Annotated in this window: 17 protein-coding genes; 7 read left to right on the top strand and 10 right to left on the bottom strand. The window is 42.3% G+C overall.

The features are described from left to right. Positions 1 to 428 precede the first annotated feature (428 nt). Complete coding sequence (locus tag CDG79_RS14130) at positions 429 to 872, top strand: pyridoxamine 5'-phosphate oxidase family protein (RefSeq protein WP_094342674.1); 444 nt, start codon at positions 429 to 431, stop codon at positions 870 to 872. 153 nt (positions 873 to 1,025) lie between these two features. Here CDG79_RS14130 and CDG79_RS14125 read toward each other — a convergent pair whose 3' ends face one another. Then, complete coding sequence (locus CDG79_RS14125; RefSeq protein ID WP_094342673.1) at positions 1,026 to 1,649, bottom strand: 4Fe-4S single cluster domain-containing protein; 624 nt, start codon at positions 1,647 to 1,649, stop codon at positions 1,026 to 1,028. A 183-nt stretch (positions 1,650 to 1,832) separates the two neighbouring features. Between CDG79_RS14125 and CDG79_RS14120 the strand changes: the two genes are divergently transcribed. The 3 genes from CDG79_RS14120 to CDG79_RS14110 all read left to right on the top strand — a co-directional run bounded on the left by CDG79_RS14120 (position 1,833) and on the right by CDG79_RS14110 (position 4,949). Then, the gene (locus CDG79_RS14120) at positions 1,833 to 3,026 is read left to right on the top strand and encodes an NAD(P)/FAD-dependent oxidoreductase (protein ID WP_094342672.1); all 1,194 of its coding nucleotides are present in this window, start codon (positions 1,833 to 1,835) and stop codon (positions 3,024 to 3,026) included. 168 nt (positions 3,027 to 3,194) lie between these two features. Continuing rightward, positions 3,195 to 3,839 (top strand): HAD-IA family hydrolase, encoded by a 645-nt coding sequence (locus CDG79_RS14115; protein ID WP_094342671.1) that lies wholly within the window; start codon positions 3,195 to 3,197, stop codon positions 3,837 to 3,839. Positions 3,840 to 4,088: 249 nt separating this feature from the next. Next, entirely contained in the window at positions 4,089 to 4,949 is an 861-nt protein-coding gene (locus CDG79_RS14110; protein WP_094332707.1) for a Tab2/Atab2 family RNA-binding protein, read from the top strand. Positions 4,950 to 5,100: 151 nt separating this feature from the next. Here CDG79_RS14110 and CDG79_RS42360 read toward each other — a convergent pair whose 3' ends face one another. Further along, positions 5,101 to 5,250, bottom strand: a complete 150-nt coding sequence (locus CDG79_RS42360; RefSeq protein WP_189524994.1) for a hypothetical protein — start codon at positions 5,248 to 5,250, stop codon at positions 5,101 to 5,103. A 15-nt stretch (positions 5,251 to 5,265) separates the two neighbouring features. On the opposite strand from CDG79_RS42360, the gene CDG79_RS14105 reads away from it, so the two are divergent. Further along, positions 5,266 to 6,579: a TldD/PmbA family protein gene (locus tag CDG79_RS14105; RefSeq protein WP_094342670.1), complete on the top strand. Its 1,314-nt coding sequence runs from the start codon at positions 5,266 to 5,268 to the stop codon at positions 6,577 to 6,579. Between the two features lie 275 nt (positions 6,580 to 6,854). On the opposite strand, the gene CDG79_RS14100 is transcribed toward CDG79_RS14105, so the two are convergent. Together CDG79_RS14100 and CDG79_RS14095 are read right to left on the bottom strand one after the other, a co-directional pair. Then, complete coding sequence (locus tag CDG79_RS14100; protein WP_094330521.1) at positions 6,855 to 7,049, bottom strand: hypothetical protein; 195 nt, start codon at positions 7,047 to 7,049, stop codon at positions 6,855 to 6,857. 105 nt (positions 7,050 to 7,154) lie between these two features. After that, a complete protein-coding gene (locus CDG79_RS14095; RefSeq protein ID WP_094342669.1) occupies positions 7,155 to 9,218 on the bottom strand; it encodes a serine/threonine-protein kinase in 2,064 nt (687 codons plus the stop codon). 516 nt (positions 9,219 to 9,734) lie between these two features. Here CDG79_RS14095 and CDG79_RS14090 point away from each other — a divergent pair. Further along, entirely contained in the window at positions 9,735 to 10,949 is a 1,215-nt protein-coding gene (locus CDG79_RS14090) for a peptidase (protein ID WP_094342668.1), read from the top strand. A gap of 25 nt (positions 10,950 to 10,974) precedes the next feature. Here the strand turns inward: CDG79_RS14090 and CDG79_RS14085 are convergent, their stop codons facing one another. The 6 genes from CDG79_RS14085 to CDG79_RS14060 all read right to left on the bottom strand — a co-directional run bounded on the left by CDG79_RS14085 (position 10,975) and on the right by CDG79_RS14060 (position 20,077). After that, positions 10,975 to 13,011: a serine/threonine-protein kinase gene (locus tag CDG79_RS14085; RefSeq protein ID WP_189524993.1), complete on the bottom strand. Its 2,037-nt coding sequence runs from the start codon at positions 13,009 to 13,011 to the stop codon at positions 10,975 to 10,977. Positions 13,012 to 13,540: 529 nt separating this feature from the next. Then, positions 13,541 to 14,593 carry a serine/threonine-protein kinase gene (locus tag CDG79_RS14080; RefSeq protein ID WP_094342666.1) on the bottom strand — a complete coding sequence of 351 codons (1,053 nt, stop codon included), beginning with the start codon at positions 14,591 to 14,593 and terminating at the stop codon, positions 13,541 to 13,543. Positions 14,594 to 14,866: 273 nt separating this feature from the next. Further along, complete coding sequence (locus CDG79_RS14075; RefSeq protein ID WP_094342665.1) at positions 14,867 to 17,101, bottom strand: glycoside hydrolase; 2,235 nt, start codon at positions 17,099 to 17,101, stop codon at positions 14,867 to 14,869. 102 nt (positions 17,102 to 17,203) lie between these two features. Then, positions 17,204 to 17,434 (bottom strand): NifU family protein, encoded by a 231-nt coding sequence (locus tag CDG79_RS14070; RefSeq protein ID WP_012408256.1) that lies wholly within the window; start codon positions 17,432 to 17,434, stop codon positions 17,204 to 17,206. 472 nt (positions 17,435 to 17,906) lie between these two features. After that, on the bottom strand, positions 17,907 to 19,667 hold the full coding sequence (locus tag CDG79_RS14065) for an ATP-binding protein (protein WP_094342664.1): 1,761 nt from the start codon (positions 19,665 to 19,667) through the stop codon (positions 17,907 to 17,909). Between the two features lie 173 nt (positions 19,668 to 19,840). Continuing rightward, positions 19,841 to 20,077, bottom strand: coding sequence for a hypothetical protein (locus CDG79_RS14060; protein WP_094330513.1), 237 nt, complete (start codon positions 20,075 to 20,077; stop codon positions 19,841 to 19,843). Positions 20,078 to 20,665: 588 nt separating this feature from the next. Here CDG79_RS14060 and lepA point away from each other — a divergent pair. Beyond that, positions 20,666 to 22,477: a translation elongation factor 4 gene (gene lepA / locus CDG79_RS14055; protein WP_094342663.1), complete on the top strand. Its 1,812-nt coding sequence runs from the start codon at positions 20,666 to 20,668 to the stop codon at positions 22,475 to 22,477. The last annotated feature ends 173 nt before the right edge of the window (positions 22,478 to 22,650 follow it).

The following is a 22,650-nucleotide window of genomic DNA, read 5'->3' as shown; positions in this document are numbered from 1 at the left end:
GGGGAGCAAAGGAGAGTTATTGTACAAGTTCTTTCCCCTCTGCTCCCCTGCTCCCCTGCTCAAGAGTACAAGGTTTTAAGAGATGTGGTGAGAAATCCGGGTTGAAGAGGCTCATTCCGAGGGTATAAATTTTACATCATCTTAAAGGTAAGAATACTCTATAACCTTAATTTTAAGGCGATCGCAAGCAAATATAAGAACTTCATCTGCGATCGCTGCCGTAATATCTTAGCAATTTTCACTATTCCAACTTTGCTGTCTCTGTCTTGTGTACTCAAAAAATATCTCTATAGATATAACTAGAAGAGCAAATTTTATGAGAATTCCACCTCTAGGGTCACGTAATTGTGACTAAAAACGTTAATACTGAAAAATGGTTGTAATAAAAAATTATAGCCCAGTAGCAAATAGAAAAAAGAGTACAATAAATGGCAACTTCTACAGACCGCACTCAAGAGATTCAAAAACTGCATGAACTAATCAAAGATATTGATTATGGTATGTTTACCACAGTCGATGATGATGGAAGTTTGCATAGTTACCCCATGTCGAAAAGTGGTGAGATTAACTCTGAAGCCGCACTCTGGTTCTTTACTTATTCTGGTTCCCATAAGGTAACTGAGATTGAACAGCATCAGCAAGTAAATGTTAATTTCTCATCACCCGAACAGCAGCGATACGTTTCCATTTCAGGTACATCACAACTTGTGGAAGACCGCAGCAAAATGCGAGAGTTATGGAAGCCGGAACTTCAAACCTGGTTTCCTAAAGGACTGGACGAACCTGATATTGCTTTGCTTAAGGTGAATATTAACCAAGTAAATTATTGGGATAGTGTATCGAGTTTTAAGCCCAAAAAATTAGTTTTTTGATACTAACTCTTTCAAATAATTCAAAATTCGTAGTTTAAAAAGATAAATTATGAATTTTGAATTATTTCTACAAATGTAATTGTTGGACGAAGGTGGTTAACGCAGAATCCCCTGATTTTTAACTGCTACTCATTTGCTACTTAAAGATTACTTTTAAGTTAATTCTAGTCCACCTTGATAACCGGTGACGATGCGTCCACCATCCTTGAGGATGTGGATTTCTATCTGGTCGCTAGCCCAAGTAATCTGATCTTGAAAAGCTGGGTTTAACACACGAACCCGTTGATTGCTAGAAGAAACTGGAGAGTTAGGAGAATTAATTACCAGAGATTGGACAAAAGGCCCGTCAATCAGGATATCAAGTTGTTCTAATAATTCTTGGGAACCTGGCGGCGCAGATTGAGACTGTAGTTGCTTGAGAGTGAACCCAGAAAAAGACATTACATTTAACCCAGCAGCTTTTACCTTACGGGCTAAAGACGCTAGTGCAGTTGCTTGCCAAAAGGGTTCTCCACCGGAAAATGTTACACCAGTGTTGTGCGGATTGCTGAGAATATTTTCGGCAAGAGTATCAACAGCAATCAGTTGGTTAGCCTCAAATGACCAAGAGTTAATATTAAAGCAGCCAGGACACTCACGAAGACAACCTTGTACCCAGACAACTGCACGACAACCAGGGCCATTAACTTCTGATCGATCGACGTAACCCATAATGTTGAGATAGCCAGGGGGAATATCCATGAGTGCTAGCGATGGGTCAGTTGGCTTAATTTCCATCTCTTTAACTCCTTTTAGCCGTTGCCTGTTAACCGTTAACTATAGCGAATCGACCGTTAGATAACTGTGACAATTAATGATTAATCTCTCAAAAACTTGATGGGATTTTGAAAAGTCCGCTTTAACTGACTAGACTGAAGTTAATTGCCCAACTAGTATTGATCCTTTTTATAGATAAAATCTATGACTCAACAAACTTCTAGAATTTGTATCCTTGGTGGGGGCTTTGGTGGTCTTTATACAGCCTTGCGCTTAAGCCAGTTACCTTGGGAATCTACGCAAAAACCCGAAATTGTTCTGGTAGATCAAAGCGATCGCTTCCTATTCTCCCCTTTACTTTACGAATTACTCACTGGCGAACTGCAAACCTGGGAAATTGCCCCACCCTTTGAAGAACTTTTACAAGGCACTGGGGTGCGTTTTTATCAAGGGGTTGTCTCTGGAATTGACATCGACCAGCAACGGGTAAATATACAAGAAGGGCCACAAATCCCTTACGATCGCTTAGTGCTGGCGTTAGGAGGCGAGACACCGCTAGATTTAGTCCCCGGTGCAACAGCTTACGGCTACCCATTCCGCACTATCTCTGATGCCTATCGTTTAGAAGAACGCCTACGATTTTTAGAAGAATCCGATGCTGATAAAATTCGGGTGGCAATTATTGGCGCTGGCTACAGTGGTGTAGAGTTAGCCTGTAAGTTAGCTGACAGACTCGGTGAAAGAGGACGCTTTCGGATCGTTGAAATTGCCGACCAAATTTTGCGAACTTCCCCAGAGTTTAACCGGGAAGCAGCAAAAAAAGCAATAGAAGCCCGTGGCATATTTGTCGATTTAGAAACCAAAATCGAATCAATAGAGCAAGATAGCATTTCACTAGAGTACAAAAACCAGTTAGATACGATTCCGGTAGATTTGGTAATTTGGACTGTGGGAAATAAAGTTGCGCCCGTAGTGAAATCTCTTCCCCTCAAGCAAAACCAGCGCGGTCAAATTACTACTACACCCAATCTGCAAGTAATCGATCGTCCAGAAATCTTTGCCTTGGGAGATTTAGCAGACTGTCATGATGTTGAAGGACAGCAAGTTCCCGCCACGGCACAAGCGGCTTTTCAACAAGCTGATTATACTGCTTGGAATATCTGGGCAAGTCTTACTAATCGTCCTCTCCTTCCCTTCCACTACCAACAGTTAGGAGAAATGATGGCATTAGGCAAAGACAACGCCACCCTTACTGGTTTGGGAATTAAACTAGATGGGCCCTTAGCATCTGTCGCCCGTCGGATGGCTTATTTATATAGGTTGCCAACTTTAGACCATCAACTAAAAGTTGGTTTTAATTGGCTAGTCCGTCCAATCATAGAGACACTTTCTCGGTAACTTAAAATTGGGAATGGGAAATGGGGATGGGGCATTGGTAAAAAACTAAGACATTTATCATGATTTGCTTTATTTCCGCCAATTTACTTAGCAGGTGCTAGACTCTACCCACAGAAGCTTTTAACAAGCCAAAATCTAACATTCAACATTCAAAATCTTCAAACTTTGATGGAACAACCGAAAGTTATTTTTTTAGATGCTGTGGGTACACTCTTCGATGTTAAAGGCAGTGTGGGTAAAGTTTATAGTCAGATAGCCGAGGAATTTGGTGTTACAGTTCCGGCCGAAACATTGAATACAGCCTTCATCAAAAGCTTTAAAGCAGCGCCAGCGCCGATATTTCCAGATGCAGAACTGCAAGATATTCCTCAACGCGAGTTTGATTGGTGGCGGATAATTGCCCTGAACACTTTTGAAAATGCAGGTGTTCTCAAGGAATTTTCTGACTTTTCGGCTTTTTTTAGCGAACTTTACATCCACTTTGGCACTGGCGAACCGTGGTTTGTCTATCCTGATGTTTTACCAGCTTTAATCAACTGGCGGCGGTTAGGGATTACTTTGGGGGTACTATCCAATTTTGATTCCCGAATTTACTCAGTATTGCAAAGTTTGGGATTGAGAGAGTTTTTTACCTCCGTTACCATTTCTACCCAGGTACGTGCAGCTAAACCCGACCCGCAAATTTTTGCTATTGCCTTAGATAAACATAAATGTTCCCCAGAGGCAGCATGGCATATTGGCGATAGCATTGTAGAAGACTACTATGCAGCTAAAGCAGCTGGACTCAGAGGCGTTTGGATCGATCGTCAGTAGATCGCAAACTTTCACAAACTTTCGCAAAAATTACAGCTTCAGCCCAGTTAATCGGCTAACAGGATTTGTTAAGAGCGATCGCCTAATGAAAAATAAGAGAGATGGTGAAGAGTGAAGATTTGAAACATCCGCCTCAAAACTCTGTTCATCTCAATTCCCAATGCCCAATTCCCAATTTCCAATGCTGGCCTAAGACTCGTATGATCGAGATATCAGGAAAACATAACAGCCAGACTTTTACCGCAAAACATGGGCAGTATTTGGGAAATCGATTTTTACTCTCGTCCAATTCTGGATGCTAATCAGAAAAAAATTTGGGAAGTTTTAGTCTGCGAAAGCCCCTTGGATATCGGCACAAAACCAGATTCTTTGTTTCGCTATGCTCAATATTGTCCCAGTACCCAGGTAAATTCGGGCTGGTTACGGACAGCATTGCAGGAGGCTATTGACCAAGCTGGAAAAGCACCAATTAAAATCCGCTTTTTCCGTCGCCAAATGAACAACATGATTACTAAAGCCTGCCAAGATATAGGCATTCCCGCCCAGCCTAGCCGCCGCACTTTGGTTCTCAACCAATGGTTACAAGAGCGCATGGAGGAAGTGTATCCTCAAGAACCAGGGTATCAAGGAGGGACTAATCCCTCAGTCCGCTTGGAAAAACCTTTGCCGCAACGTTTACCAGATGCTTTAGAAGGACAACAGTGGGTATTTGTTACCTTAGATGCTGCGGATTTTGCAGAGATGCCAGAGTGGGAAATTGGCTTTGGTGAAGCTTTCCCTTTAGAGTTGGCGAAAGTTTCACCCGAAGCCCGGATTCCTGGTATTTTGATTTTCTCACCCAGAGCATTACCCTTGGCTGGCTGGATGTCTGGTTTGGAGTTGGCTTTCTTGAGATTTGATACCAGTGAAGAGGCGAGATTGCTTTTAGAAACCGGTGTTAATGAAAGCTGGATTGTGGCAAATATCAAAAAACCTCAAGTCTTAGCAGAGGCTAAAGGTTTTGAAGAAGCCAAGCAAAAAGCTAACGGAGTGCATTTTATTGGTGTGCAGTCCGATCCCAAAGCACAATCTTTTGCTGGTTTTTGGCTGTTGCAAGAGATTAATCTTTGAAAATGGGGACTGGGGATTGGGAATTGGGGATTGGGGGAGACAAGGGGGAAAAGGAGAATAACCATGCCCAATGACCAATGACAAATGACCAATGACAAATGACAAGATCCGTTGAGACATGACAATGATTTGGGATAATTAACTGCGTCCATCAGTGTTGATCTGCGGTTTCAAATCGTAACTGTAGGGAAACGCTGATGATTTTTGGATAGTTATCTGCGTCCATCAGCAGAAAGCCCGATCGCCGGCTTTTAGCGATCGCACTTTCTCTTTCAGCGTTGATATGCGGTTCAAAATCCACAATTCACTAAGGGTCATGGATTCTGAAAATTTGTCACAAGATACACTAGCCGAACAGTTGCTGGAACTAGCTATAAAATCTGGAGCAGAAGCTGCTGAGGTGTATCAGTCGCGATCGCTTTCTCGTCCAGTGTTTTTTGAGGCAAACCGACTCAAACAGCTAGAAACCAACCAATCTGAAGGTACAGCATTACGACTTTGGCGAAACGGTCGTCCGGGACTCATGGTGGCTTACGGTTCCGTCTTAGCCGAAGTAATGGTGGAAAAAGCTCTGGCGTTAAGTCAACTGAATGAACCGGAAACTGTAGAATTAGGCTCTAACTTTCAGCCCTTCTACCAAGATTTAGGGAAAATTGTACCAGTAGAGATTTTGGTAGATTGGGGCAAGGAAGCGATCGCACTCATCCGTGATGCCTATCCCGATGTTATATGCAATGGTGACTGGGAATGTGATATTGAAACCACCAGACTAGTCAACACTAAAGGTTTAGATTGTCACTATACCGATACTACCCTCAGCTGCTATGTATCAGCAGAATGGGTGCGGGGCGATGATTTTTTAAGTGTTTCTGATGGTCAAACCAAGCGGGGGAAACTCCACCCGAAGATATTAGCTAACCAAATTTTACAACGGTTAATTTGGGCCAAAGAAAATGTCTCATCCCCTACTGGTCGTGTCCCGATTTTGTTCACTTCTAAAGCTGCCGATATGCTTTGGGGTACTGTGCAAGCAGCTTTGAATGGCAAGCTAGTCTTAGAAGTAGCTTCCCCCTGGGCAGAACGCCTGGGGAACCAAGTAGTTGCACCCAGTCTTACCCTTTACCAAGATCCAGAAGCCGGGCCTTACAGTTGCCCTTTTGATGATGAAGGCACTCCGACTAAATCTTTAGTATTTATCCAAAATGGTACTTTACAGCATTTTTATGGCGATCGCACCACTGGCCGCCAACTGGGTACTGACACAACTGGAAATGGTTTTCGTCCTGGTTTAGGTAGCTATCCCACTCCTGGATTATTTAATTTTCTGATCCAGCCAGGTTCGGTATCGCTACCAGATTTAATTACACAACTAGATGATGGCTTGATTGTGGATCAAATGCTGGGTGGTGACGGCAGTATTTCTGGAGATTTTTCGATCAATGTCGATTTAGGCTACCGCGTCCAAAATGGTCAAGTAATTGGGCGTGTTAAGGATACTATGGTTGCAGGTAATGTTTACACAGCCCTGAAGCAATTGGTTGCATTGGGCAACGATGGTGATTGGAATGGTTCTTGTTATACTCCATCTCTGATAGTAGAAGGACTATCTACCACGGGAAGAAACAATTAAATAATTCGTAATTCGGAATGACGCTCTCTACGTCCCTTGCGCGTGTCGAAGACAGACGCTAAAAGCGAACGAATACTCGCTAACGTAATTTGTAATTGGGGAGAGTGCTTTTGCATAGCAATCCTAAATAAATCATTTGTGAACAATAAGATCCCTGATTTATCTGGGAAGTTGGGTATGTAAGCCTTGAGTCAGAAATCAAATAGGATTTTCTGGTGTAGAAAGTACAGTAATTTTGGTCAGGGGTGCAATTCACAAGTGAACTACTAGCTTATTTACTTATGATAAAAAATACCAATAATCAAAGTAAAAATTATTGGTATTAGGATTGGAATAGCAACTATAAGTCCCCACTTACCAAACTTAATTTCTTCACCCTCAGATTTTAGAAACGCAATCCAACCTACAACTCCCATCAAAACCCAAATAAACCCAAAGGAAAGAAATATAATGAATACTGAATCTTCCATTTTTCACCAATTACATATATATACAAAAACTGGGAATTGAAGAATAATTTAAAAGTCAGAATGGGCTAAACCTTAGCTATCCGCTAACAGAAGTCAGAATCATTTTTAGTGAATCGTCTGCCAAAGCTTAAGAATATTCTCACCACTTCCACCACCGGCAATAGTTTGTCCATCTGGGCTGATGGCGATCGCATAAATATATCCAGAACCCGTCTCTAAAGTGCGGATTTGTTTTCCTGTTACCGGATTCCACAGTTTAATTGTCTTGTCACTACTGCCACTGACAAGGATTACACCATTTGGATTTACGCTGCTTGGCAAAAAGGCGACAGAATTAACCTTATCTTTATGCCCCTTTAAGGTGCGGATTTCCTTCTCTGTCTTCAGATTCCACAATTTAATTGTTTTATCTTTACTGCCACTGGCAAGAGTGGCACCATCAGGGGCAAAAGCAACTGAAAGAATTGAGTCTGCATTTCCCGCCAAAGTGCAGATTAATTTTCCTGTCTTCAGATTCCATAATTTTATTGTCTTGTCCCAGCTACCACTAGCCAGAGTTTTACCATCAGGACTAAAAGCCACAGATCCAACACCATTAGTATGTCCCTGTAATGTGCGGATTAACTTTCCTGTCTTCAAATTCCACAGTTTGATTTTCATATCCTTACTAGCAGTGCCACTGGCAAGAGTTTTGCCATCAGGACTGAAAGCTACAGAAGTCACTCCATCGGTATTTCCCTCTAAAGTACGAATTAACTTTCCTGTCTTCACATTCCACAGTTTGATTGTCTTATCCGCACTACCACTGGCGAGGATCTTGTTATCAGGACTGAAGGCTACAGTCCAAATCCAATTGGAATGTCCTTCTAAAGTGTGAATTTCCTCTTTACTTACCGGATTCCATAGCTTGATTGTCTTATCATCACTAGCACTGGCAAGGGTTGTACCATCAGGACTGAAAGCTACAGAATTGACATCGCTGGAATGCCCCTTCAGGGGTTCGGGCAGAAGATAATTTTCCGAGACGCTTTTTGGTGACGGAATCGGCTGAGAAATAGGCAAAGAAGGTTCAGTTTTTTGATTGGGGGGACTCTGGAAATACCAAACTCCCCCCAATCCCAACACCAAAATGCTAGAACCTAATAGCAGTTTACTTTTTAGCGTGTTATTTAGTTTTGATGAAACTGGCTCTTGATTTGCTGCTGTAGCTTTAAATGTTGTTGAAAGTATAGTAGGAGGCACTGATGACGAAGGTGGTAGCCCAGGTGTCAAGTCAGTTATGACTTCATCAGCCGATTGGTAACGTTTTTGGATGTCTCGTTGCAACAGCTTATCCAAAACTTCACCCAACTCTATAGATACAGAAACCTTTTCCCTTCCGAGACTGCTCAAATGTTGTCGCCAAGATCCTACCCAACTATAGCCCTCCTGTATCCACAGGTTAGATGGGCGAACCCCTGTTAGTAGATGAAAACAAGTCGCCCCCAAACTGAATAAATCACTAGCTGGGTAAGCTTTTCCATCTTGCATTTGTTCAAGTGGAGTGTAACCGTGTGAGCCAATAACAGTGCCCATCTTAGTCTGCACTGTTGCCGCCAACTGCTTGGAGGCTCCAAAATCAATTAGCACTAACCGCCCGTCACTTTGACGGCGAATAATATTTTGTGGTTTGATATCCCGATGAATCACTCCTTTCAGATGAATAAACTCTAGAACTGGCAATAAATCTAGCAAAAGTTCGCGAATTTTGGTTTCGCTATAGCTTCCCCGCATCTGCCATTCCTTAAGCAAGTTTTGCCCATCGATAAACTGCTGTACCAAAAACAGATAGCCATTTTGCTCAAAATAAGCCAATAAAGTTGGTATTTGCGGATGTTCTGCGAGTTCTTGTAGTCGGCTCGCCTCTTGTTTAAATAGCTCAATCGCCTTTGTTAATGGCCCAGTTCCCTGAACTTTTGGGGCAAATTGCTTAACGACACAGCATTCATTGAGCTTGTGTATATCTTCTGCCAAATAGGTTCTACCAAATCCGCCCTCATCTGACAACATCTGAGTCGGACGATAGCGACCTCCCAGCAGGGGGATCAATTTCGCTCTACAACTGTGGCAATAGTTGTTTTTATCAGGATTTAGGGGTTTTTGGCAATCGGGATTCACACAACAGAGCATACTGGGAATCCATTTCAATGGGAGTATATATTCATCTTAAGTCATGCAGTATAATCTCTGTTGTTAGTCAATATCACCGACATACTATACAAATCCCCAATCCCCTTACCTTATTAGGTATTGAACAACTTAAATAACTTGAGAAAAGTTGTACTTAAACGATGCCTTTTGAATAATTGATTGGCGTAAATTCAAGATATGAATTCCCGATTTCGTAGTCTGGCAACATCTAGCTCAATTGAGCAAAAATATATCGGCTTCTTGGCAACAATCCGAAAAGCAGCAATTTCAGTTTTTAGCTCAGTATATACTTCCAAAATTGATATTCACTCTAGTACATACAGGTTGGCAAAAATCCAGTTACCATCTCAAAAAAATTGGGCAAAATGCCCTTGTTAGAGGTTGGTAAATTTCCACCACGATATATTAGTAGTCTAAATTTGAATATAAATTTTTAGACTTAAGAATTGTCTATCTAGTCAAGACCAAATCATCAGCAAAGTTAGGAGCGTAATTATGCTACTAGAAACCAAAAACTATCGCCGCAAATTAAATCACATTTTAATTTGTTCCTTGAGTAGTAGTTTGTTGATCGCAAGTAATGTGCTGCCTATAAGTGCTTTGGCAAAACCTCAAAATCCTCAAGACTTTATAATTGCTAAATCACCAGATGAAAGACAACCAGAAGCAGTAGAAAAAGGAATTGAGCAACTTCCTGCTTCTCAAGCGTCAGTATCTCCAAGAAAGAAGACATCGGTTGAGTCACCAATACAGGCTAATCGAACATCGTCTACTACAGAAAATTCTCAGCAAACTTCCAGCGCTTCAGATGATGATACCTCTAGACCATCTAGGCGTAGGGCTTCTAATTCAAATTCTAATCGTTCCAATAGTAATGCATCTAGATCGTCTGGAGATAGAGTTTCTAACTCAAATAGCAATCGTTCTAATACTGGCTCCGGGAGGGTTCGCAAGTCAGGTTCTAATATAGCTACAAGTGGAAGTTCACCAGTTTCTTCGCCCGTGACACCTACTTATAAGAAGATTAACTTTGTAGATGTCGCATTAGGTATTCTGAGTAGGAATGACTTTAAATCTGAAGGTAGATATTTTCATTTCTATGAGTTTGAAGGTAGAGAAAATCAATTAGTCCAAATTAGGCTGATTGGCAGTAATGATACACGTAGAACGAATAACTTGAGTTTAAATCCTTTGTTGTTTCTGCACGATCCTAATAACAATGTAATCGTCAAAAAAGGGACTTTGCAAAAAAGCGGTGATGGGGATGATGCTTTCATTTTTGCACGACTGCCGATGAACGGCACTTACAAGATTGCAGTTACTAGCCGAGATCCCGGAGAGATAGGTCGCTATAGTCTGGCTCTAAGGAATGACAGAGCTAGCTATACTTTAGATGAATCAGGTCAACTAAGTGCCAAAAGCTCAACCCTGAAACAAAATGGAGGCGCTTACAATGTTTCTAATTTCCAAGGGAAAAAAAATCAGCTTATAAGTATTCGTGTAGATAGTGTTGATGAAGAATTTTCTCCTTACGTAGCTTTGCTAAATTCTCAAGGAAAGACGATCGCTATAGATAAAGACAAAGACAAAAATGGAGTGTACAGCGCTTTAATTGACCGAGCTAGGTTGCCTGAAGATGATACTTACTATATAGTTGTTACTTCCAAAAATCCACTGGAAAACGGTAAATATAGATTGACTATCTTCTGATTATCCTCTACCAGAGGAGAGGTTTTCACTGAGACAATTGCCAAATCTTAATGGTGTTGTCCTCACTAGCACTGACAAGGGTCTTGCTATCAGGACTGAAGGCTACGGATGTCACGGTGTTGGTGTGCGCCGCCAATGTGAGAATTTCCTCTCCTGTGGCTGAATTCCAGAGTTTGATGGTGCGATCGCGGCTACCACTAGCAATCATTTTACCATCGGCACTGAAGGCTACGGTTGTAACTGTGTTGGCGTGTCCCGCTAGTGTGCGAATTTCTTTTCCTGTAACTAGATCCCAAAGTTTGATGGTGCGATCGCGGCTAGCAGTGGCTAAAATTTTCCCATCTGGACTAATAGCCACAGATGTTACTGTTTGATAATTTCCCTCCAGTGTGCGGATTGAGTAACCTTTTGTTAAATTCCAGATTTTGATCGTCTTGTCAAAACTGCCGCTAGCAAGAATCACACCATCAGGGCTGATGGCTACCGATCGCACCCAGAATGTATGCCCTACCAGTGTCCGAATTTGCTCTCCTGTTGCCAAATCCCAGATTTTGATGGTGTTGTCATCACTACCACTAACCAGAGTCTCGCTATCAGCACTAATAGCTAGGGCATGAACTGAGTCAGAATGCCCCTCTAAAGTGCGAATTTGTTTTCGCGTTCTTAAATTCCAAATTTTGATCGTGCTGTCATCACTACCACTCACCAGAGTTTTGCCATCTGGGCTGATCGCTACGGCATTTACCTGTTGAGAATAGGCGTTGAGTGAAGAGATTTCTTTTCCGGTTGCGAGATTCCAAAGTTTGATTGTGCCATCGCCCCCACTGCTGGCAATGGTTTTACCATCGCGGCTGATGGCGACGGATAAAACTGAGTTTTCATGTCCTTGAAGGGTATTAGCTAAGGAAACCTTTCCCAAAGTAATCTTTGGCGGTTGACCTAAAAGCGCTTCATTTTTGCCAGAATTATTATGCTGACTTAGCCTGGTGACTAAACTGGTTTGAATCCGGCGAAAATGTTTATACCAAGATTCTTGGAATCCGAACAACAGAATGAAAGCACTTACCAAGATTAAAATTCTCAGTAAGGGATAACTTTTTGGTAAATATGGGGCTTTCGTTGGTGGTATTTTCCCAGATGACTTACCGGCTGGTGGTAATGCGAGGAGTTGTTTTGGAGTCAAGTCTCTAAGAACTTCTTCGGCTGACTGGTAACGTTCATAGATATCTTTTTTTAAAAGCTTGTCGATGACAAAATCCAATTCAGGATTTAACGGACTCCGCAAATATTCTCGCCAATTACTCACCCAGGCGTACCCAGATTCCATCCACAACTGAAAGGGCGAATTTCCTGTTAGCAGATGAAAGCAGGTAGCCCCTAAACCGAACAAGTCACTGGCGGGAAAAGCTTTACCGTCTCTAATTTGTTCTAGGGGAGAATAACCGTGTGAACCAATGGATGTGCCAGATTTCTGCTGAACTTTTGCGGTGAATTGCTTTGAGGAACCAAAATCAATCAGACTTAATCGCCCATCACTTTTATGGCGGATAATATTCTCTGGCTTGATATCCCGATGAATGACTTTGCGATCGTGGATAAATTTTAGAATGGGCAATAAATCTAGCAAAATAGATTGAATTTCCCTGGCGTTATACCCCTTGCGCTGTTGCAACTCCTTTAACAAATTCTCGCCATTGATAAACTGCTGCACTAAATATAGACAGCCATCTTGCTCAAAGTAAGCTATCAAAGTCGGAATTTGGGGATGTTCCCCCAGGTCTTGTAGTCGCTGCGCTTCTTCAGCAAACAACTCCATCGCCTTTTTTTGCGACCAAGTTCCTTGAAACTTAGGAGCTAATTGCTTGATAACACAACGTTCATTGAGTTTATCGACATCTTCTGATAGATAGGTTCTGCCAAATCCCCCCTCATCTGAAAGGACTCGGATGACACGGAAGCGATTTCTTAAAAGTGACACCAACGGGGTGCTACAACTTTGGCAAAACTTCTTTCCATTGGGATTCAGGGGATTTGGGCAATCGGGATTTAAGCAGCAGATCATTCTCTGACAGGCGCGACTGCATGATAACTTAGGCTAAGTTTGCCCCGAACTGTCCCTTAAGAAAATTGACTCTCGCTTACTTGTGGTAGAAAACCCTGTTCTGGGGATTGGGGAATTACTTATATAGTTAGCGTTTGTAAATAGTAGTCAGTCTTCCCGATCTGTGGAAAACTACGAGAGCCATAAAATTAATTATTCTTCCGATTATATAATAATCTGAATAAAAATATTTTTTTGAACTGCTAGCCCTAGTAATTTTGCTTGTATATTGACAAGCAACAATTGACTAAGTAATTAAGTGAAACCCCGATTAATTAACCATTACTGACTATTAAATATAGTCACAATGCTTACTAGATTTGTTTTTGATATTTTAAATCGCCAATACTTAAAGTAACAAAAGGTTGTTTGAAAAGTACACCATAGCTAAAAAGGGGGCAAAAACTACTCGAAGTCACCCAATTTATCGAGAGATTTCGGCGGATCTATAAGTCTTTGAGACATCACAAATAACTTTAAAACATCGTCTTTACTTAAGCCTTGCTCGCCATTTCCGAATAGCACTAGCAGTTCTGGCAACAGGTGGCAGGTACACATCAGGAGTTTCGTTAGAGTTTTCGTATTGTGTAATACTTTTATTACTTAATTTTTGCGTAGTTAGACAGTTAGCTAAAGTAGGCAAATAGCTTTCATAACTTAAAGCTTTTATCACTTCATCAGCAGCCTTAAACCGATCGGCTAAGGTCATCTTCACCATTTTTCCTAAAATCTGGGCGAAGCTATCGGTAATACTTACTTCTTTTTGCCACCATATCTCACCAGTATTTGGGTGATAATCAAATTCTAAAGGACTTTTAGCGGTCAACATATAAATACAAGTTACACCTAGTGCATAAATATCACTGGCATAAACCGGACGCAGAGAAAATTGTTCTGGTGGCGCAAATCCTCTAGTACCAATAAAATTGGTATTAGCGGCTTGATTGGTAGAGTTTTCACAAGCATCAACTAATTGTTCTTTCACCGCACCAAAATCAATCAGCACTACCCGCCGATCGTACTCACACCGCAATAAATTTTGGGGCTTAATATCCCGATGAATCACATGATGTTTATGAAGATACTGTAATACTGGTAATAATTCTCGTAAAAACTGTTTAACTGAGGCTTCACTTTTAGGCCCAGTTCGCCGCATTTCTTGGGCCAAAGTCAAACCCGGTATGTATTCTTGAATTAAAAAAAACTCTCCATTGGACTCAAAGTAGTCTAATAGCATGGGAATTTGCGAATGACTACCGAGTTGACCTAAAGTTCTTGCTTCTTTTTCAAAACGCGCACATGCCTTTTGCCAACTTTGGGGACTAGTCACTTTCGGACAAAGCTGTTTAATCACACACAGAGGATTCCCTGGTAATACGGCATTTTTGGCTAAAAATGTAATGCCAAAACCACCTCTACCTAGAATTTGCAATATTTCATAGCGATCGCGAAACAGCTTCTTGGAACCACACATCTGACCAAGTTGACTTTGCTGTGAAATGCTCTCTTGAGAATTCGTTATTTTCTGAGAAAAGCGATTCATTAGTATAGAGTATCTGCTCTGAAATGTCTCTAATCTTACGACGAATATTTCTTGATAACAGTAATCTTACTGGAACTTTGCTAAATCATCACTACTTTTCTGTTAAAAATTTAAAAAGCAAAAATAAATCTCTGTAGAACTAGCGCTTTTAAAGTAACTCCAAAAATCTCTTTTGTCTCTGCGTTCTCTGCGCCTCTGCGGTTTAAAAGTAATTTATTTGACTAGCAAACACGCAGATAGCACAGGGTAAGAAGTTAAAAACGGTATTGAGTTCTAAGGCACCTCAATGGGAATCAAAGCATTTTCTGGCAAATAGTTGCAAAAACGCCCTTCATCTGCTAGCACCAAAATCAAGCGCAGAGGATAATCTGGCGGAACTTGCAAATCTGCCCACGGGACAGCTAATTCTAAACAATTATTTAAGGCTACTTGAGCGCGACTGAAACGGGGCTGCCATTGATAATTGTCTCCAGCTTCCCGAAACTGAATCGATTGCGTGAGCAAGTTAACTTCCAGAAGATGGTGAAAAAGGTAATTAAGTGGGGCTGCATCTGGTAAATCTGCCAAGGGAACTGGGCTATTAACCATTGTTTTTTCTGGATAAAACCACAGCAAATTTAACTCTGTTGGCAAATCCTGTCCTGGCGTAGCGCCACTTTTAAAGTCCAGCCGCAAATAGAAATTCAGGTGATCCACCCCATACCAAAGTCGCTGGATGACACTGCTATTGTGCATTGTTCCCCGCGCCCCGCCGATTTCTATGCGTCCAGCTTTGTCCCAATCTTGCTCGTCACCCTTACCATCAATGACGGGATGGATAAATCCTTGTGGGGTCTGGTTTGTCTGTGCTTCGTGGATTTCCACTGGTTGCTTGAGATAGGGCGGTATAGGTTCGTTTAATGCTTTGTAAATGCCAAACAGGTGTTCTCGAAATAACTGGTCAAAAATGGCATCTTGATTTGAAGAGTGTCCTGCACCAAACCACCAAAACCAGTCTGAACCCTCTGCGGCATACAATGCTTCCCATGCTTCTGGGTTGTTTTCTTCCGTCGCTTCGGGATGACTTGCCAGCATAATCCTTGCCTCTGTCAAGTAATCCCAAGCACGATTTTTGGCGCGATCGCCGATCCAGGTGGTGAAGCTACCATCCACCCAAGAACCACTATGTAGTTGCCCTGCGGGAATGGTGGCTGTGGCGGGAAATTCTTCGAGAAATTCGGAGGCGGTGACGAGTTTGAGATGAGGTTCATCGCTCAAACTTTGATATAAAGCTTCTAGGAAGGGTTTACCGTCTTGGGGATAAAATTCCCAGCAATTCTCCCCATCCAAGGCGATGGTAACTAGCCAAGGTTGTTCACTTTGACTATCTCTTTGCATTTTTGCGATCGCTTGCAAATGTCCCACCAAGTCTGCTGCTGCCTGCTTTGCTGGCATCGCACTGTAGGTAAAGCCAATCAAATCTGATAATCTGTGGTCGCGAAATACAATTGACAAATCACCCTCTGCGGTTTGCAGGCGATAGGGCCGATACAACAGTTCTGGTTGCTGTACATTTCCCGCTCCATCCCGATGAAAAAAGTGTTTCAGCGTCCACCCTAAGACTGCTTCATCTGAGCATATCCACTTAAATCCTTGGTTAATAATGTGTGGAAGGATTGTCGGGCTGACTGACTGTTCCGAAGGCCACAAACCACGAGGGATTTGTCCAAAGCGGTCTTGATAAAAGTTCCAAGCTTTCCGTAAGTGGCGGGGAATATCTTCTTCCCACTGAAAGCGCTGCTGAGGTAGTGTCATATTGGGCACAGCTACCCGACCAGAGTTAGTATCAGCTAGCAAGGGCAAAATTGGGTGGGTGTAAGGCGTGGTAGTAACTTCTAGCTGCCCCGCCTCTTGCATTTTGCGATGTTGAGGGATAATGCGGCTGAGAATTTCTCGTTGTTTGGAATAAATGCGCTGGCGATCGCTTAAAGTAAAATTCCGACCCTGTTTTAACCAAGTCGCAATTTCCGGGTCATCCCAAAACAGAGGATCGATCCAAGCCAAATTATGCCAAGCTAGCAAATCACCATAATCTGGCAATTCCCAATTTGCTAAACACCAAGCTTGCCCCTTCTCCTGCCTTTGCTGATATAACTCGGCATAGCGAGGATGGGGGTCAATTAGCGTATGGTGATTGGCATCAAAAAAGTGTTGGATAATAAATTCGCGCTGTTGCTGGGTGAGTTGTTCATCCGGTGTCAAGCAGGCTGTGAGATAAGGGTCAAAAGCAGTCCCAGCAATATAATCTTCGAGTTGTAATATCAGCGATGGTACTAAATTTACCGTTTGGTGTAACTTAGGATACCGTTCTAAGAGCAATACCAAATCTAAATAATCTTTAGTCCCATGTAAACGTACCCAAGGTAGACGGTACTGCTGGCTCGCAGATAGTGAAACGCCACTACCAGGAGATTTGTACAGAGGCTGATGTTGATGCCAGATAAAAGCGATGTAAAGAGGATGGGGCATAGCGAGTGACTAGGGGTTAGGAAATGGGGATTAGGTATTAATGATAAATTATGAATGAAAAAATCCATTCTTCCCCAGTCCCCAATCTCCAGTCCCCAGTCTCTACACTACTTGTTCAATTTCCGCAATTTCAGGAATCATTTCTTTTAAGCGACGTTCAATACCCATTCTCAGGGTCATTGCCGAACTGGGACAAGAACCACATGCACCTTGCAGGCGCAGTTTTACAACAGGCCCATCGAGTTCTACGAGTTCCACATTGCCGCCATCAGACATGAGATAAGGGCGCATTTCATCTAAGACTGTTTCAACGTTGTCAATTGTGAGTTCCATAGTTTTAGACCTGCTAAGTTAATGATGGGCATTGGGAATGGAGCTTTGGGAATGGGGCATTGAATAATGGTGATTACTGTACCCTATACGCCGTTACTGGTTAACCATTATCCAAAATTTTATTTTTCATGTTGTCTGGAACAGAGTTTTCGTCTGAGCCTCCTACTTTACTTTAGCTTTTAGGTTCTGCTTTGCAGTCTGACGGAAGACAGGATTTTAAGTAAAAGGGGTCAAAAATCTATTTTTCGCAAATTTGAGTAGAGCAAAACAAAAGCCAACATTTAGGTGTTTGTTGTGTTTTGTTCTTCACAACCCAGCCCATAATTATACAATTGTGTGGACTAGGGGCATAATTCTTTCCAATCCCCCATCCCCAATTTGATGATTTCTTAACTAATAATTACTAAAAAACTTTAAAATTTAAAATCCAAAACCTAGTATTACTAATGACCAATGACCAATGACTAATGACTCATTCAGCACTATTTATAGAGTCGCCATCACCAGACGAAACCATAACTGGTTGTTGATATAGTGGCACGGTGAATGTGACTGTTGAGCCAAGTCCTTCACCCAAACTATAAAAATGTACCTCGCCGCCCATAGCCTCCACTAACTTCTGGGATATTACCAGTCCTAAACCTGTGCCGCCGTACTGGCGAGTGCGGGAGCCATCCACCTGAGAGAATAATTGAAAAAGCTTATCTTGTTTGTCTAAAGAAACACCAATACCCGTGTCTGCAACACGTACTTTCACCATCCCAGGAAATTGCTGACCTTGAAAGTTCGCCTTTTTGAGTACTAAATCGGCGCTGACAGTAACGCCGCCTTCATGGGTGAACTTGATGGCATTGTTCACCAAATTAAGCATCACTTGTAGTAACCGTTGATAGTTACTTTGGACAATGATTTCATCAGAGGTAGCAGGCATTTGCATCCGAAAGCTGAGGTTTTTTATTTGTGCTTGGGGACGCATGAAACCTTCTACATGACTAAATAGCTCATCTAGCTTCACTGGAGCGTAAGCTAGTTCCATTTTGCCAGCTTCGATTTTGGCAATGTCCAAAATGTCGTTGATGATATTCAGCAGATGTATCGATAAGTGATGAGCTTCTGCCAAAAACTGGTTTTGTTCTTCTGGGTCGTCTGCCATCCCTTCCAAAATCAGCTTCAAGAAGCCAATCATGCCGTTGAGAGGGGTACGAATTTCATGAGACACATTGGCCAGAAACTCGCTTTTGAGGCGGGAAGCTTCTTCGGCTTTTTGACGCGCTATTTCTAATTCTTCATATAAAGTAGCATGAGCGATCGCAGTTCCCAATTGATCTGCTGCTTCTTTAGCTAGTTCTAATTCCGATTCTGTTAATGTGTAACATTCATCCTGCCAATTCAAGGCAACCAATCCATTCGCTTGGTCTTGATAGCAAGTTGCAACCACCAAAGTTTTCTGCCGCCCAGACTCCTTGTATCCAGCCACTTCCATCACAACTGGTTCTAGGGTTGTCAAAGCCTGAGTAAAAGCAGGCTCAGAAGCTATATCTATTTCTGAGCCAAGCATTGATTTGAGTTCTGGCTGGCGATACTCAGCCTTCACTTTTACTTTTGAGCTAGAGGGTTGATAAGGACAAATAATACAGCGCTCTAGCCGCAGTGCTTTCCCCAAACTGTCAACTGTTTGCTGCCAAATTATATCTAAATCCAATGTCCTGCGGATATTTCTGGTAATGCGATTTACCAGTTTTTGGTGTTGCTGCGATCGTAAAGCCAACTCTATTTGTGTGGGCGTTTTGGATGCTACACGCGCTTGTTTTTTGTTCAGCGTTGCTTGCACTAACCGTCCCATCACTAAAACTGTAGTGGCAGTTGTTCCTAAACTCGGCATAATCGGACTAATCACTAAGTCCAACTCAAATAATTCCTGGTGGTAGCTAAACCAACACTGAAACCTTTCTGGCACCAAATTTGTCAAAATTCGGTGCAATCGTTCCAAATAATTAACCTTATCCACCGGGACAAAGGTTTGGGTCTGGTTCAGATCGTCAACTATTTTTTCGGTATTTAACCCCAGGAGTTCGCTGTGCTGCCAACAAAAGGTCAGATAGCGCCCTGCCCCATCTTGCGTATATACCAACTCGGCTCCTAGAGCTGGTAATGAGCCATCAGTCTTACTGGTAATAGATTCCAGATTTTGGGAAAATACATTTGGCAATTGGGAATTGGCAGTAATAGTCATTAATTGAGTTGGATAGACAAAGGGTATCCGACCGTGATTGTACTAAAGCTGCTCAAATTTTTGCATAAATTTTTACAGCTTTTTTATTTTTGATTATGTATTTCTTAATGTTTTGAAATCCGGGTTGGCAAACTTCACCTTTTTTAACTTACATTGACAGATGAATGATGGCATCAATCGTTCCATTCACCTCGAGGAGGAACGGGGGTACGCACAGGGGTGCGCGTCAGTTCGTCATCTCTGAGGATTTCACCGCGTAACCACTGGCGAATTGCTACCTCAATCACTTTACTTGGATCGTTGGTGAGATGCTGAATTTGCTCTAGTAACTCGGAATCCAGGCGGACAGCAATTTCTACCTTATCGGCTCGTGTGTTTTCCGCTTCGGTAGTTCTCTCTTGCATATTCATAGGTTTGATATACTGTGAATTGGTTTTGTCTAAAGCTTTGTAAAGTAGTTATATTCATCATTTGGGCTAATTCACTGAAAAATCTTCAAGGGGACAGTTAAATAGTTCCCCCAAATAGCACCAAAGTAACAGCTTTAAGTTTCAAATCGCATTTTACATATAACTGGCTAGACAATGGCTTTAGAAGTTTTGCCGATAAATTCAGTGATTATGGGGAATTACGAGTCGCAATTGCCCACGATCGCTACACGATCCTACATGTACTTATTTACATTTATTGTACGCTCCTAGATGTTGAATACTAGCAGCGACAAATAGACTTTCATAATATTCTTAAAAGTCCACCTATTTAGATCGAAAGTTAAAGATGGGGTGAAGAAGGGACTGGGAATTGGGTACTGGGTATTGGGGACTGGGTATTTTGGGTATTAAGTTAGGAAAACTCTTCCCTAGTCCCTAGTCCCTAGTCCCTCGTCCCCAGTCCCCAGTCCCCATTAAAAGCAAGCAGCGTCTTGGCTAAGAAAGCATTAAAATACATTAAGTAAATTGCTCTTTTAACTTTGGTTGCTGCTAAGGCAAAGATAGTATATGACTGACGTTCCCGCAGTTCGCATTCGCAATTTTTGTATTATTGCTCACATCGACCACGGGAAATCAACCCTCGCCGATCGCTTACTACAAGCTACTGGCACTGTTGAAGACCGACAGATGAAGGAACAGTTTCTCGACAACATGGATCTGGAAAGGGAGCGCGGCATTACGATTAAGCTGCAAGCTGCCCGGATGAATTACACAGCGAAAGATGGTCAGCAATATGTGCTGAACTTAATTGACACTCCAGGACACGTTGATTTCTCTTATGAAGTCTCCCGCTCTCTTGTTGCTTGTGAAGGAGCGCTATTGGTAGTAGATGCGTCCCAAGGTGTAGAGGCGCAAACTTTGGCAAATGTATATTTAGCGTTAGAGAGTAACCTGGAAATTATCCCGGTTTTGAATAAAATTGATTTGCCAGGGGCAGAACCAGAACGGGTAATTGGCGAAATTGAAGAAATTATTGGTCTAGATTGCAGTGGTGCGATTCTGGCTTCTGCTAAAGAAGGAATTGGTATTAATGAGATTTTAGAAGCAGTTGTCGAGCGGATACCGCCACCGCCCAATACCATAAATGAACGCTTACGAGCGTTAATATTTGATAGTTATTACGACAGTTACCGGGGAGTAATTGTGTATTTTCGGGTGATGGATGGCACACTAAAAAAAGGCGATCGCATCCATTTAATGGCATCCGGTAAAGAATTTGAAATTGATGAGTTAGGCGTTCTTTCTCCCACTCAAAAGCAAGTTGAAGAACTGCACGCCGGAGAAGTAGGCTATTTGGGGGCGGCAATTAGAGCTGTAGCTGATGCACGAGTAGGAGACACAATTACCCTCAGTAAAGCGAAAGCGGAGTCACCCTTACCAGGTTACGCAGAAGCGAACCCAATGGTTTTTTGCGGGATGTTCCCCATTGATGCCGATCAATTTGAAGATTTGCGGGAAGCCTTAGAAAAGCTGGAACTCAACGATGCAGCGCTGCACTACGAACCAGAAACTTCGAGCGCGATGGGGTTTGGCTTCCGTTGCGGGTTCTTGGGCTTGCTGCACATGGAAATTGTCCAGGAACGTCTAGAGCGAGAGTATAACCTCGATTTGATCATTACAGCCCCCTCGGTGGTTTATAAGGTGATCACCCTTAAAGGTGAGGAACTCTACATCGATAATCCTAGCCGCTTACCTTCGCCTAACGATCGCGAAAGGATTGAAGAACCCTACGTCCAAGTAGAGATGATTACGCCGGAAACTTATGTTGGCAGCTTGATGGAGTTGTCACAAAACCGCCGTGGCATCTTCAAAGATATGAAATATCTCACTCAAGGACGAACCACACTTACGTATGAGCTACCCTTGGCGGAAGTTGTAACTGACTTTTTCGATCAAATGAAGTCGCGATCGCGCGGCTACGCCAGTATGGAATATCACATCATTGGCTACCGTGAAAATCCTCTGGTGAAGCTGGATATTATGATTAACGGCGATCCTGTGGATTCCTTGGCGATGATTGTCCATCGGGATAAAGCTTATAACGTCGGGCGGGCAATGGCAGAAAAACTCAAAGAGCTAATTCCCCGCCATCAATTCAAAGTCCCAATTCAGGCATCTATTGGCAGTAAAGTTATCGCCAGCGAACATATCCCTGCTTTGCGGAAAGATGTGCTTGCCAAGTGCTACGGTGGTGATATCAGTCGGAAGAAGAAACTTTTGCAGAAGCAAGCAAAAGGTAAAAAGCGGATGAAATCTGTAGGTACTGTGGATGTACCCCAGGAAGCTTTTATGGCAGTACTGCGCTTGGATCAAAACTAAGAGAAAGAAGAATTCAGGAGTCAGGAATCAGAATAGGCTAAACCTTAGCTATCCGCTAACAGAATGAATTGAAGTCCGAGTGGCGGATAGCGTAGCGATAGCGAGTTTGCGTTAAGTTATGCGTAAGTAAAATATTCTGAATTCTGAATTCTGAATTCTTTTTCAACGTTATC

The sequence above is a fragment of the Nostoc sp. 'Peltigera membranacea cyanobiont' 232 genome, from assembly GCF_002245985.1.
In the GTDB taxonomy this organism is placed as follows: domain Bacteria; phylum Cyanobacteriota; class Cyanobacteriia; order Cyanobacteriales; family Nostocaceae; genus Nostoc.
Note: the sequence above shows the minus strand (reverse complement) of the source record. Positions and strands in the feature narration are given on the sequence as shown.

What these genes read in the sequence shown, in the direction of transcription:
- CDG79_RS14120 (WP_094342672.1), top strand. Translation starts at nt 1,833, where the DNA reads ATGACTCAACAAACTTCTAGAATTTGTATCCTTGGTGGGGGCTTTGGT.
- CDG79_RS14130 (WP_094342674.1), top strand. Translation starts at nt 429, where the DNA reads ATGGCAACTTCTACAGACCGCACTCAAGAGATTCAAAAACTGCATGAA.
- CDG79_RS14060 (WP_094330513.1), bottom strand. Translation starts at nt 20,077, where the DNA reads ATGAATATGCAAGAGAGAACTACCGAAGCGGAAAACACACGAGCCGAT.
- CDG79_RS14125 (WP_094342673.1), bottom strand. Translation starts at nt 1,649, where the DNA reads ATGGAAATTAAGCCAACTGACCCATCGCTAGCACTCATGGATATTCCC.
- CDG79_RS14115 (WP_094342671.1), top strand. Translation starts at nt 3,195, where the DNA reads ATGGAACAACCGAAAGTTATTTTTTTAGATGCTGTGGGTACACTCTTC.
- CDG79_RS14065 (WP_094342664.1), bottom strand. Translation starts at nt 19,667, where the DNA reads ATGACTATTACTGCCAATTCCCAATTGCCAAATGTATTTTCCCAAAAT.
- CDG79_RS14100 (WP_094330521.1), bottom strand. Translation starts at nt 7,049, where the DNA reads ATGGAAGATTCAGTATTCATTATATTTCTTTCCTTTGGGTTTATTTGG.
- CDG79_RS14080 (WP_094342666.1), bottom strand. Translation starts at nt 14,593, where the DNA reads ATGAATCGCTTTTCTCAGAAAATAACGAATTCTCAAGAGAGCATTTCA.
- CDG79_RS14085 (WP_189524993.1), bottom strand. Translation starts at nt 13,011, where the DNA reads ATGATCTGCTGCTTAAATCCCGATTGCCCAAATCCCCTGAATCCCAAT.
- CDG79_RS14095 (WP_094342669.1), bottom strand. Translation starts at nt 9,218, where the DNA reads ATGCTCTGTTGTGTGAATCCCGATTGCCAAAAACCCCTAAATCCTGAT.
- lepA (WP_094342663.1), top strand. Translation starts at nt 20,666, where the DNA reads ATGACTGACGTTCCCGCAGTTCGCATTCGCAATTTTTGTATTATTGCT.
- CDG79_RS14090 (WP_094342668.1), top strand. Translation starts at nt 9,735, where the DNA reads ATGCTACTAGAAACCAAAAACTATCGCCGCAAATTAAATCACATTTTA.
- CDG79_RS14070 (WP_012408256.1), bottom strand. Translation starts at nt 17,434, where the DNA reads ATGGAACTCACAATTGACAACGTTGAAACAGTCTTAGATGAAATGCGC.
- CDG79_RS14110 (WP_094332707.1), top strand. Translation starts at nt 4,089, where the DNA reads ATGGGCAGTATTTGGGAAATCGATTTTTACTCTCGTCCAATTCTGGAT.
- CDG79_RS14075 (WP_094342665.1), bottom strand. Translation starts at nt 17,101, where the DNA reads ATGCCCCATCCTCTTTACATCGCTTTTATCTGGCATCAACATCAGCCT.
- CDG79_RS14105 (WP_094342670.1), top strand. Translation starts at nt 5,266, where the DNA reads ATGGATTCTGAAAATTTGTCACAAGATACACTAGCCGAACAGTTGCTG.